Below are 11,864 nucleotides of genomic sequence, written 5' to 3' on the forward strand. Positions count from 1 at the left end.
TATCACCCTTTTCTTAAGCTTGCTTAGCAGTCTTCTGGCTGTCACGCATTTCATACCATCTTTCTCTAGCCATTTCGATAATACCAGATTCGATTGACCGATTTTGCTGTTCAATCACCTTTGAAAAGAATTTAACAGCTTGGTCATTTCGATGCGTTCGCCTAGAAAGCTCGCCTATTAAATACATAAGCTTCACTTCAGATACTTGTGTACCCCTAAAATCATCTGCCATATAAGAATCTACATACGATTTTGTTGCCAGCTTCAAAAATCTTTGCTCCTGTTCCTCATTTTCCAGGCTTCGATAGATCCATGCTAACCTCATATACATACCTGCAATTGTGATATGCTTCTCTTTCTTCAGCAGGCCGCAATAGACGGCTAATTTATATGTTTTGATGGCATCACTTAATGTACGCTTTTGTCCAAAATCATGGGGATTCCATTGATCGCAAACCTGAGCTTGTATGACTTCAACAGCTCCGGGTGGAAAATAGGGAGAAAAATCGCTAGTTGAAGAAAATCCGCAATGAGGGCAAACTTCAACGTGATAAAGAATCGGATTGGCTTCCTCGGAGGTATAGTTAGGGCGGAAATCAGTGTCATAGTTCTTTACCTTTATAAACCTGGAACGCAGCTTTTTACTAGTAAACGATTTTTTGCACATTCTGCATTCGCACTTTTTGTCAAAGATGGGTTCAATTTCTGTCATTGTGATCGCCTCCTAGGAAATTTGGTTTAGTTTTGCTGTAAGTTATATATACCATTATAACTAAAATTATACTTTATTCCATGATAAAAGCACTAATTCATCTCTTTCTGTTCATCAAATGTCATTAATTTGTTTGAAACTGATTAGTTGAGGTCACGAACTGTAGTGTATATACTATTATAGAAAGAGGATAGTTTTCATAGTTAATACCGTGATTAAGTTTAAATTAACGATTGACAATAATAAATGAATTAAAGGAGTGAAGATAAGTGAGTGATGTTGTTATTTTGACAGATGCTGCCGCTTCGCAAATTAAAGATATGATGAAGGCTAATGAAGAGGAAAATGCCTTATTAAGAGTTTCTGTAAAAGGTGGGGGATGCAGCGGATTATCTTATGGAATGGGTTTTGCCCATGAAGTAGAAGAAAATGATAGTCAATTCGAACAGCATGGGATTAAAATTGTTGTTAGCAAAGAGGACGCACCGATCCTGAATGGAACGAAAATTGATTATAAACAATCGATGATGGGCGGCGGGTTCACGATTGATAACCCGAATGCGATCGCCTCATGCGGATGCGGGTCTTCCTTCAGAACCGCCACTGCGGCAGGTACACCAGAGGAATGTTAATCAAATGGGGGTGCCCCTTAAGGCACCCTTAGATTAATTAGTCAAACATAGAGCTGCTATGCATTGGCTGTATTTTAGCTTTAGGATCAATATATGCCTTTGCATTGTTGACCGCAGTAGGTGCTTCACCAAATCCGCATGCGATTAACTTTACTTTCCCTTCATACGTACAAATATCTCCTGCTGCATAAATGCCTGGAATATTTGTTTCCATTTTGGAATTGACCACGATCGAGTTCTTCTCTATGTTAAGACCCCATTCTTTAATTGGACCAAGGGAAGAAACGAATCCGTAGTTACAGATGACTGCGTCTACATCGATCGTTTCCTTTGTCTTATCATCTGCACCTTCTAGCACTACTTGGCTTATGCCTTTGTCCTTGCCGATTAATTCTGTTGGGACAAATGGTGTTTTTATATTAACTTTAGAATTGTGAAGATTTTCAACACTATGCTCATGGGCACGGAATTTATCCCTGCGGTGAACGATTGTGACCTTTTCAGCAATCGGCTCTAGCATAAGCGCCCAGTCAACAGCAGAGTCCCCTCCGCCAAATACAACAACCTTTTGACCAGCAAATTGATTGAGGTCGTCAATAAAATAGTGAAGGTTTTTCCCTTCATATTGTGCAGCACTTTCTAATTCAAGGCGTCGAGGTTGGAAGGCACCGTTTCCTGCCGTTATAATAACTGTTTTCGTATAATGTATTTCTCTATTCGTTGTTAGCTTAAAAATGCCGTCTTCTTGCTTCTCAAGCTTCTCTACAGATTGTTCAAGTGCAGTTGCCGGTTCGAATTTAGCCATTTGCTCTTTCAAATTATTAATTAATTCTTGAGCGCGGACTTTTGGAAAACCTGCTACATCATATATGTATTTCTCTGGATATAGGGCTGATAATTGGCCGCCAAGCTGTGGCAAGCTTTCTATAATTTTAACAGAAGCCTGCCTCATTCCGCCGTAGAAAGCAGTAAATAAACCAGCAGGACCTCCCCCAATAATCGTTATATCATACACTTTTGGATCTTCTTTCACTACATAACCCCCCAACTATAATAGTGCAATTTAAAGTATATAATAACATATTTTTTTCCAAACCTCACTCCTGGTTAGAAATATTACGAATAGACGAAACATTTAATCATTTTTTCTGTTTTTGTTATGATCTGAATTTCGTGAATATTTTTCCCTTCTATTTTTAGGCTTGAAATCCATATAAAAAACGAATAATATGAAGGTAGATAGAATGTTAATTTTTTGTGACAAATTTCTAAATTTTTTTTGACATCTTTAGTGAATTACATCACAAACTTTTGATATCCTAAAGATACTAAGAGTAACGTGAAACGGTAATAATAAATTAAAATCTCTAAAAGGTGGAAGATATACATTGAGAAAGCAAAAGATTGTTATATTAGGAGCAGGTTACGGTGGTTTAATGACTGCGACTCGATTACAAAAGGCAATAGGGGTCAATGAAGCCGATATCGTCTTAGTTAACAAAAATGATTATCACTATGAAACAACATGGCTGCATGAAGCATCTGCAGGAACTCTTCACCATGACCGAGTGAGATATGATATTAAAACGGTCATTGATCAAAACAAGGTTGATTTTATTAAAGATACAGCAATTGAAGTAAAAACTGAAGAGAAAAAGGTTATTCTTGCAAATGGTGAGATTAATTATGATTATTTAGTCGTTGCTCTTGGCGGTGAATCCGAAACATTTGGCATTAAGGGCTTAAAAGAGTATGCCTTTTCAATTGTGAACGTGAACTCTGCACGGCAAATCCGTGAGCATATCGAATATCAATTTGCCATTTATAATACAGAAGCAGTAAAAAAGGATGAGCGATTAACCATTATTGTTGGCGGAGCTGGTTTCACTGGAATCGAATTCCTTGGTGAATTAGGAAACCGTATTCCAGAGCTTTGCAGAGAGTATGACGTTGATTTCCAGAAGGTAAAGGTCATCTGTGTTGAAGCAGCACCAATGGTTCTTCCTGGGTTTGATCCAGAGCTAGTAGAGTATGCTGTGGCTCATTTGGAGAAAAAAGGCGTTGAATTCCGCATTGGCACTGCGATTAAAGAATGTACACCTGATGGAATTATTGTAGGAAAAGGCGAGGAAGAAGTAGAAGAAATTAAAGCAGGAACGGTGATCTGGGCAGCTGGTGTACGTGGTAACTCACTTATTGAGAAATCAGGCTTTGAGGCAATGCGCGGCCGTGTGAAGGTTCAGCCGGATTTAAGAGCACCGGGTCATGACGATGTATTCATTATTGGGGATTGCGCTCTGATCATTAACGAAGAAATTAACCGTCCTTACCCTCCAACTGCACAAATTGCCATGCAGCAGGGAGAGGTTTGTGCCAAAAATATTACGGCTCTTATTCGCAATAAAACGGAGTTGGAGTCGTTCAAGCCAGATATTAAAGGTACTGTCTGTTCTTTAGGGGAAGACGATGCAATTGGAGTTGCGTTTGGGAAGAAAATGGTTGGCACAAAAGCTTCATTCATGAAGAAAGTTATCGACAACCGTTCCCTATATATGATTGGCGGCCCATCATTAGTTATGAAAAAAGGGAAATTTAAATTTTTATAAAATCGATTAAATGAAAAGCCTGAGGAAACGGTAAAGTTCCTTAGGCTTTTTAATTTTTTTTATTAAAGTAAACGTGCAAATAAAAAGATTAGCGTGCATAAAGCCGAAAATCGTGCAAATATGAAAATTAACGTGCATAAAATCAAAAAAATATATGGTACTATCAATTTAGAATCATAAAGGGGGATTGAATATGAGCCAAAAAAGGGGAAAGGTTTGGCTGGCGGTTTCCGGGCTTGTCATTTCACCAGATAGTAAATGGCTTGTAGTCAAAAAGAAATATGGAGGGCTAAAGGGAAGTTGGTCCTTGCCAGCCGGCTTTGTGGACCCGGGTGAAACTGCTGATGAAGCAGTCATTCGGGAAATAGAAGAGGAAACGGGCATTAAGTGCACTGTTAAAGGGATGATCGGCCTGAGGACGGGAGTTATTAAAGATGAGATTAGCGATAATATGATTATATTCTTGCTTGAAGCCTTGCCTGGGCAGACGATTCAAGTGCAGGATGGAGAGCTTTATGATGTTCAATTTATCGATCCGCTAGAATTGGCTGAAGATGAAAATGCGTCCATACTACTCAAATATTTAGCTAATCGTTCGGATTCCTCGGCAAAGCCGTTAATGGATGGAATAAACCCTGGAGATCAGTTTGGCTATACAGCATATCGGTTATTTTTATAATCTAATAGGACAATTTAACCCAATATAATAATTGACTCCCAAATCTACATTAAGTACACTAATTATTGATGTGCTGAGGGAGGAACGGAATCAATGCAGATGACTATTTTCGTATTGCCAATTTCCATGCTGTTATTCTTTGTGTTATTTTTTGGAATTGGATTTATTTTAAATATGCTGCTGAGAATGTCATGGATCATGGCAATTATTTATCCAATTGTTGCAATATTAATCATTGATAAGGTGCGTTTTATTGAGTATTTTCAAAAAACTAAAGAATCGTTTTCAAGCCTGGGAAATGAATTATCCCAGCTCGCCACAGCGGATGTACTGATTTTGAGCAGCGGGATGGCAGGTGCCATAGTGGCGGGAATAACGATTAAAGTTCTTCGTAAAAAAGGGTATCAAATGTTTTAAATCAAATATTCTACAAGTTGGAAATCTCTGCATTCAGCAGGGATTTTTTTATTTAATAAAATTCGGAAAAAAACTTTAAATACTGGTTTTACAGGGGCATAAAGGTTTGTTTTCAGATAATTTAATTTATTTTTTTGGCTCTTCTGTGAATATTCTCTTGAAAGTTGGAAATGAATATTCTTGGGAGGAGTGAAAAATAAAATGAATAGAATAAAAACTTGGACAAGACGTGTAATCATGTCAACTTTATTTTTGGCAGCTTTATTAACAACCTTTCAATCCATTTCAGGAGTACATGCAAAATCAATCGTCAATTATTTTAATAGTGATGATTTCCGTCAAAGTAAGAATTCAGATGACCATCCTTTTAGTCATACATTTAAAAGCGTGGGTATCGCCTATAAATATTTAAAGCAAATTGCAAATGTAGATTTAAAAATTTCCTCTAGCCGGGCGGTATCCGGAACACCGCCAAAATTAGAGGAGGCCATTGATTGGTCACAATATCCGATGAAAAAAGTAATAGCTACGGGTTATACTGCTTTCTATGAATCAACAGGGAAAAATCCTGGTCATCCTGGATTCGGTATTACATATTCAGGCGTAAAGGTGAAAAGAGATTTATATTCAACAGTAGCAGCAGATTTAAATGTATTCCCAATAGGAACGATCATTTTTGTCCCTGATTATGGATATGGAGTCGTTGCTGATAAAGGCGGAGCGATAAAAGGAAATAAAGTTGACCTATATTTTGAAACAGTCGATGATGTCTATAATGAATGGGGAAAAAAGACAATTGATGTTTATGTTGTTGAAATGGGTGACGGAACTCTTACTGAAGAAGAATTACATGCTTTAAATGAAAATGAATCCATGCAGGTTTTTCGTCAGCAATATATTAAATCAGAGCGAAAATAAAAAGTACAGGCAATCCATTGAAACGGATTTGCCTGTTTTTTTATAACTGCCTTTTTAGCAGACTATTGAATAGACGCATACGCTTCGGGGTGAATTTTCTTCGCCAGCTTAATCGCTCCTTCGATCAAACGAGGTGACGGCCTGCAGTATAGCTCTTCCTCAAGAACAAGAATATGCTGATTTCTGACCGCGTCCATTTGATCCCAGCTTGGTCTTTTTAGAACAATTTCTGGATTGACTTTCTCCTTCCGAACACCTACCCATGCAAGGCAAATATAATCGGGGTTCCGGCGAAATACATCATCCCAATCAGTTTGAACACTTGCCAATTCTACATCTTTAAACAAGTTAACTGCTCCGGCAAGTTCGCTTATTTCAGTTAGCCAATTGACTTGACCCGGGGTAAAGACAGGCTTCGGCCACCATTCCCAGTAAAGGGAAGGCTTTTCCTCAATATTTGCAGCGATCATCCTTAATTCTTCGATTTGTGAGCGGAATACCAAAGCGGCTTTTTCACCGGCCTCAGGATGAGCTAATGCTTTTGCGGTAATAATTAAATCATTTTCAATATCTTTTAAGCTTTGTGGATTTAGAATGATATGGGGTATGTTTCTTTTCTCTAATTCTTCAATGTTTTTCTCCATGCCAGGCACACTCAAAGACGCCAGGACTAAATCTGGCTGCAGTTCTTCCACTTTATCCATATTAATCGAAAGATCCGGCCCGAGCCGAGGCAAATGTTTAATTTGTTCTGGCCAGTCGGAAAAGTCATCAACACCTGTGAGAAGGTGAGTAAGGCCTAAATATTCAACTAGCTCTGTATTACTTGGACATATAGAAACGATTCTCAATGATTTCACACCTTTTGGTTAACATTAAGCAGATATTTATTAAGAAATAATATAATGTAAAAAAAGTGTTAACAGAATGCCGGTTAAGCCGCCAAAAAAAACCTCAATTGGTTTATGGCCAAGCAATTCCTTTAGTTCCTTCCTTTTCTCTTGTTCTGCTTTTTTTTGCCAAACCTTGGCTTCTTCCATAAAACGGTTAAAATCTGACATTAATTGATTTAACACAATGGCTTGTTCCCCTGCTTGTCTACGAACTCCAGTCGCATCAAACATAGTGATAATGGCAAATACAGCAGATATTGCAAACACTGGTGAGTCTAAACCAGTTTCCAATGCAACACCAGTAGAAAGTGCGGTAACGGCTGCTGAATGAGAGCTTGGCATTCCGCCTGTGCTCGTAAGCAATGCCCAATTAACCTTTCGAGTAGCAATAAAGTGAATTGGGACTTTAACAAACTGGGCAAAGAAGATGGCCGCTATGGCCGACCAAAGAGGAAAATTCAATAATAAATCCATTTATTAACCACCTTTTAAACAACCAAAAGGAAACATATTTAATTCTGTGGCTTTTTTTTAGAAAAATTTCGACTATTTCCCGCAGAATTAAATCCTTTTGTTAAGATGATAATAATAATTTGCTGATAGTGCAATGTTTTTCAGAAGGAAAAGAAGAGGGGCATTGTATTATTTTTGTAAAATCTCTCATAGGGGAGTGATTTGATTGAAGGACTACCCACTCGAATATTATGAGTTTTTTATAAAGTTTAATGAAGGGGATTACTATACTTGCCATGATCTTATTGAAGAAATGTGGATGACCGATAAGGGGAATTTATTTTTTAAAGGGCTGCTGCAAATGAGTGTAGCGATTTATCATTATGAATACGGCAATATTAAAGGCGCAAGGCTCATGATGCAGGCAGCACATGATTATTTACAGGATTACCGTCCAATGCACTGGGGAATAAATCTTGAACACGTCTATTCATTTATGGAAGAATGTCTTTCCCTTTTTCCTAAGGATATTGACCGTGTTCCGTTTGAAGAGGTTGAGTCCCTTCCTAAATTACCTGAGTTAATATTGTTTTTAAATGATTAGATAGTCGAAATAATTTTCTTTTTTCGCTATAATGAGAGCATCAAATATGGAGGTGGAAATATGTTTACGGTATTAAAGGAATTAAATTATGCAAAAGAACATGAATGCCTCATCCTTGGAATTTTCGAAAAGCCGAATAAATTCGATGGAGTTCTTTCGAGTCTTGATCATGAATTTGGCGGGCAATTAACGGACCTTGTTAGAGGCGGTGATGTATCTGCCAAGAAAAAGTCTGTTTCAAAGGTACATACTTTCGGGAAAATAGGGGCAAAAAGAGTATATATTGTCGGTCTTGGCAAGGAAAATGATTATAGCTTTGAAATTTTACTTGAGGCACTTGGAAAAACATTTAAAGCTGTAAAAGCAGACAAGCTACAGGACGCAGCTGTATTCCTTTCATCATTCACGAATGAAAATGTAGATGCAATGGATGCTGCACATGCTGTTGGTGAAGCACTTACATTATCGACTTATTCCTTCGCTGGCTATAAACAAAAATCAAATGAGCCTGAAAAATTCATTGAGAATGTAACCGTATATAGCGATTCTTTAGAAGAAGAGGAAATTAAAGCAGCTTTAACGGTCGGTTATACATATGGAAAAGGAACGAACTCAGCCCGTACACTTGTAAATCTGCCGGGAAATATGCTGACGGCTACAGACATGGCTAACTATGCTCTAGAATTAGCGGCTAAATATGATTTTGAAGCAGAGATCCTCGAAAAGGAAGATATGCTAAAGCTCGGCATGGGTGCCTTATTAGCCGTTAACCAAGGCTCTGTCGAACCCCCTAAAATGATTGTTCTCAAGTATCAAGGAAAAGAAGAATGGAAGGACGTCATTGGTTTAGTCGGAAAAGGGATTACGTTCGATACTGGGGGCTACTCCATTAAGCCAAAGGATGGAATTGTTGGCATGAAAGCGGATATGGGCGGTGCAGCAGCTGTCCTTGGAGCTATGGAAATTATTGGTGAGCTTAGACCGGAACAAAATGTTGTCGCGGTTATTCCTTCAACTGACAACATGATTAGCGGAAATGCGCTTAAGCCTGATGATGTGATCACTTCTATGAGCGGCAAAACGATTGAAGTACTGAATACAGATGCTGAAGGTCGCCTTGCTTTAGCAGACGCGGTAACGTATGCAAAGTTTCATGGGGCTAACTATCTTGTAGATGTTGCGACATTAACGGGAGGAGTCATTGTTGCGCTCGGAAATGAAACGACAGGTGCTTTAACTAATAATGAAGCACTATGGGAGCAGGTTCTCGAAGCATCCTATGAAGCAGGGGAGCCAATCTGGAGACTTCCTTTATTTGAAAAAGATAAACAAAGAATAAGAAGCAGTAAGATTGCCGATTTAAATAACTCTCCAGGACGAGAAGGACATGCGATTATGGGAGGAGGGTTTGTGGGAGAATTTGCTGAAGGAACACCGTGGGTGCACCTTGACATTGCTGGAACAGCAACGACCCGCAAAGAACATAGTCTTGGCCCATCCGGTGCAACAGGCGTAATGGTCCGTACACTAGCCCTGCTTGTTGAAAGATTTGAAGTATAGGGACGGTTCTCAATATAAAATGGGCCAAGGGAATGTCCCCTTGACCCAGGTTCTTCTATCCCAATGGTATGGTCAAGGGAATTGAAAGTTTGACCTCCCTTGGCCTAAAATCCGAAAAGAGATGTAATAATATTTTTTCTTTTTATCTTCTTTTTAGGCTTCTCATTATCAAATATTAATAGATTTTCGGCAGGCAGCTTATTTTTTAGGCTGCTCTGTTTATTTTCAAGTATTTCAATCCGCTCAGTTAAATTCTTAATAATGCCCTGGAGATCTTCAATCTCACGGCGGTGCTGCAGCAGTTGATAGGAAACTACATCATCTGCTTTCCCGTTCACTCTCTGTTCCAGCAGTTCGATTTTCTCCAGCAGCTTTTCAGTTGCTTTGTCACTGAGATTCACGGTTGTTGTCAGACTTCCTCTCCTTGGCTTCCCTTCTTGTACAGTCACATTCTGTAGAATAATTCCTTTACTTAGCTGATCTTGAACTTGTCTCAGCAATTGAATATCTTCCTCTTTAAACCAATAATGACCAAGCTCGTTCCGTTCCATTTGGAGCTCCAGCTGTCTTACCCAACGCTGTACTGTGCTTGGCGAAACCCCTAACAACTTTGCAACAGCACTTGTATTCACACTGATCCCCTCCTTCATTAGTTATTGAATTCTTCCAATAAAAATAAACTCCTTCCTATATGACAAAACTAGTTTATTTTCGGCAAAGAAAGTGGAGATGCTACATGTTTTTATCATTCCCTATAATTAGAAAAAAAGGAGATTAAAAATAGGCAATAGTCCGAAAAATACAACAACTGACAAAATATTTACAAGTGCTCGAATAATGTTGATTAATCTGAATTCAATTATTATACTTAAGGTGCTTATAATTTTTTGAATGTTAGGAAAGGGGAATATTTTCTATGATTATTGGGGTACCAAAAGAAATAAAAAATAATGAAAACCGTGTGGCTGCAACACCAGCGAGTGTATATACACTAGTTAAAGCAGGTCATCAAGTATTAGTAGAATCAGAGGCAGGTCTTGGAAGCGGATTCACAAACGAAGATTATAAAGAGGTTGGAGCGGAAATCGTTCCTACAGCTGCTGAGGCATGGGCTGCAGAAATGGTTATGAAGGTTAAAGAACCTCTTGAGTCGGAATATAAATATTTCCGCAAAGATTTAGTATTATTCACATATCTACACCTAGCTGCAGAGCCAGAATTAGCTAAAGCTCTAGTAGATACTGGTGTTACAGCGATTGCATATGAAACAGTTGAAGTAAATCGTACATTGCCATTACTTACTCCAATGAGTGAAGTAGCTGGACGTATGGCTACTCAAATTGGAGCTCAATTCTTGCAAAAGACTAATGGCGGAAAAGGCATCCTTCTTGCAGGCGTACCAGGCGTTTCACGCGGTAAAGTTACTATCGTTGGCGGTGGAGTAGTTGGTATTAATGCTGCGAAAATGGCAATCGGACTTGGTGCTCAAGTTACGATTATCGACCTTAGCCCTGAGCGTCTTCGTCAATTAGACGATATTTTCGGCAACAACATCCAAACATTAATGTCTAACCCATTCAATATCGCTCAAGCTGTTAAAGAAAGCGATCTTGTAGTTGGTGCTGTATTAATTCCTGGTGCTAAAGCTCCTAAATTAGTTACAGAAGAAATGGTTAAGACAATGGCTCCTGGTTCAGTTGTTATTGACGTGGCTGTTGACCAAGGCGGAATCTTTGAAACAGTTGACCATATTACAACTCATGACAACCCAACATATGAAAAGCATGGCGTTGTTCACTATGCAGTTGCAAATATGCCTGGTGCTGTTCCAAGAACTTCTACAATTGCCCTTACAAACGTTACGATCAACTATGCTTTACAAATTGCTAACAAAGGTGTTAAGAAAGCAGTTGAAGACAACGCATCATTAAAACTAGGCGTTAACGTCCTTAACGGAAACATTACTTACCAAGCGGTTGCTAAAGACCTTGGTTATGAGTATGTATCTGTTGACCAAGCTTTCGAAAACTAAGAATTAATTTTTCAACTTAAGCCCTTTTAGCTTCAAGCTAGGGGGCTTTTTCAATGGGATTTGACATTGTGAAGATTTATTTATATAATTTCCAAAAATAGAGTAAATACATTGACGAGGATTAGTAAAGTGTTTCAGTTTATTCTAGAGAGGAAGTCATTTGGTGCAAGACTTCTATAAACGGTCACTTGAACCTGCCTCCGAGTACTGTATCGGATAAATATTGAAGATACAAGCGGGTTCATATCCGTTATCATGATTCGAGAGTAAAGCTATGCTTTAAATTAGGGTGGTACCGCCATGCATTGGTCCCTAATTTGAAGTATGGCTTTTTTTAATAAGGGGATAGGGAGACGGA

Annotated in this window: 13 protein-coding genes and 1 other annotated feature; of the genes, 8 read left to right on the top strand and 5 right to left on the bottom strand. The window is 38.6% G+C overall.

The window, feature by feature from the left end; genetic code table 11:
* Window positions 1-13 precede the first annotated feature (13 nt).
* Window positions 14-712 (bottom strand): DUF2225 domain-containing protein, encoded by a 699-nt coding sequence (locus tag V7122_RS11045; RefSeq protein ID WP_335345863.1) that lies wholly within the window; start codon window positions 710-712, stop codon window positions 14-16.
* 269 nt (window positions 713-981) lie between these two features.
* On the opposite strand from V7122_RS11045, the gene V7122_RS11050 reads away from it, so the two are divergent.
* The gene (locus V7122_RS11050; protein WP_335345864.1) at window positions 982-1,344 is read left to right on the top strand and encodes a HesB/IscA family protein; all 363 of its coding nucleotides are present in this window, start codon (window positions 982-984) and stop codon (window positions 1,342-1,344) included.
* A gap of 37 nt (window positions 1,345-1,381) precedes the next feature.
* Here the strand turns inward: V7122_RS11050 and V7122_RS11055 are convergent, their stop codons facing one another.
* The gene (locus tag V7122_RS11055) at window positions 1,382-2,377 is read right to left on the bottom strand and encodes an NAD(P)/FAD-dependent oxidoreductase (RefSeq protein WP_335345865.1); all 996 of its coding nucleotides are present in this window, start codon (window positions 2,375-2,377) and stop codon (window positions 1,382-1,384) included.
* 355 nt (window positions 2,378-2,732) lie between these two features.
* On the opposite strand from V7122_RS11055, the gene V7122_RS11060 reads away from it, so the two are divergent.
* From V7122_RS11060 to V7122_RS11075, 4 genes are all read left to right on the top strand, one after another.
* Complete coding sequence (locus V7122_RS11060) at window positions 2,733-3,950, top strand: NAD(P)/FAD-dependent oxidoreductase (RefSeq protein ID WP_335345866.1); 1,218 nt, start codon at window positions 2,733-2,735, stop codon at window positions 3,948-3,950.
* Window positions 3,951-4,143: 193 nt separating this feature from the next.
* Window positions 4,144-4,629 (top strand): NUDIX hydrolase, encoded by a 486-nt coding sequence (locus V7122_RS11065; protein WP_335345867.1) that lies wholly within the window; start codon window positions 4,144-4,146, stop codon window positions 4,627-4,629.
* A gap of 93 nt (window positions 4,630-4,722) precedes the next feature.
* A complete protein-coding gene (locus V7122_RS11070) occupies window positions 4,723-5,046 on the top strand; it encodes a YuiB family protein (protein WP_335345868.1) in 324 nt (107 codons plus the stop codon).
* Between the two features lie 201 nt (window positions 5,047-5,247).
* Entirely contained in the window at window positions 5,248-5,964 is a 717-nt protein-coding gene (locus V7122_RS11075) for a 3D domain-containing protein (protein ID WP_335345869.1), read from the top strand.
* A gap of 62 nt (window positions 5,965-6,026) precedes the next feature.
* Here the strand turns inward: V7122_RS11075 and V7122_RS11080 are convergent, their stop codons facing one another.
* Both V7122_RS11080 and V7122_RS11085 read right to left on the bottom strand, forming a co-directional pair.
* A complete protein-coding gene (locus tag V7122_RS11080) occupies window positions 6,027-6,815 on the bottom strand; it encodes a cobalamin-binding protein (RefSeq protein WP_335486807.1) in 789 nt (262 codons plus the stop codon).
* Window positions 6,816-6,854: 39 nt separating this feature from the next.
* Window positions 6,855-7,331 (bottom strand): divergent PAP2 family protein, encoded by a 477-nt coding sequence (locus V7122_RS11085; RefSeq protein ID WP_335345871.1) that lies wholly within the window; start codon window positions 7,329-7,331, stop codon window positions 6,855-6,857.
* Between the two features lie 205 nt (window positions 7,332-7,536).
* Here V7122_RS11085 and V7122_RS11090 point away from each other — a divergent pair, with 205 nt between their 5' ends.
* Complete coding sequence (locus V7122_RS11090; protein WP_335486810.1) at window positions 7,537-7,914, top strand: DUF309 domain-containing protein; 378 nt, start codon at window positions 7,537-7,539, stop codon at window positions 7,912-7,914.
* 60 nt (window positions 7,915-7,974) lie between these two features.
* Complete coding sequence (locus V7122_RS11095; RefSeq protein ID WP_335526761.1) at window positions 7,975-9,474, top strand: leucyl aminopeptidase; 1,500 nt, start codon at window positions 7,975-7,977, stop codon at window positions 9,472-9,474.
* Between the two features lie 104 nt (window positions 9,475-9,578).
* Here V7122_RS11095 and V7122_RS11100 read toward each other — a convergent pair whose 3' ends face one another.
* A complete protein-coding gene (locus tag V7122_RS11100) occupies window positions 9,579-10,106 on the bottom strand; it encodes a MerR family transcriptional regulator (protein WP_335345874.1) in 528 nt (175 codons plus the stop codon).
* Window positions 10,107-10,390: 284 nt separating this feature from the next.
* On the opposite strand from V7122_RS11100, the gene ald reads away from it, so the two are divergent.
* Complete coding sequence (gene ald, locus V7122_RS11105) at window positions 10,391-11,506, top strand: alanine dehydrogenase (protein WP_335345875.1); 1,116 nt, start codon at window positions 10,391-10,393, stop codon at window positions 11,504-11,506.
* 102 nt (window positions 11,507-11,608) lie between these two features.
* Window positions 11,609-11,823, top strand: a binding site (T-box leader).
* Window positions 11,824-11,864 lie beyond the last annotated feature (41 nt).

Origin of the sequence: Bacillus sp. JJ1532, from assembly GCF_036965085.1 — a bacterium.
Lineage (GTDB): Bacteria > Bacillota > Bacilli > Bacillales > Cytobacillaceae > Cytobacillus.

Excerpts from the sequence above, each read along its gene's own strand:
- V7122_RS11045 (WP_335345863.1), bottom strand. The coding sequence starts at position 712 with ATGACAGAAATTGAACCCATCTTTGACAAAAAGTGCGAATGCAGAATG.
- V7122_RS11065 (WP_335345867.1), top strand. The coding sequence starts at position 4,144 with ATGAGCCAAAAAAGGGGAAAGGTTTGGCTGGCGGTTTCCGGGCTTGTC.
- V7122_RS11070 (WP_335345868.1), top strand. The coding sequence starts at position 4,723 with ATGCAGATGACTATTTTCGTATTGCCAATTTCCATGCTGTTATTCTTT.
- V7122_RS11075 (WP_335345869.1), top strand. The coding sequence starts at position 5,248 with ATGAATAGAATAAAAACTTGGACAAGACGTGTAATCATGTCAACTTTA.
- V7122_RS11085 (WP_335345871.1), bottom strand. The coding sequence starts at position 7,331 with ATGGATTTATTATTGAATTTTCCTCTTTGGTCGGCCATAGCGGCCATC.
- V7122_RS11095 (WP_335526761.1), top strand. The coding sequence starts at position 7,975 with ATGTTTACGGTATTAAAGGAATTAAATTATGCAAAAGAACATGAATGC.
- ald (WP_335345875.1), top strand. The coding sequence starts at position 10,391 with ATGATTATTGGGGTACCAAAAGAAATAAAAAATAATGAAAACCGTGTG.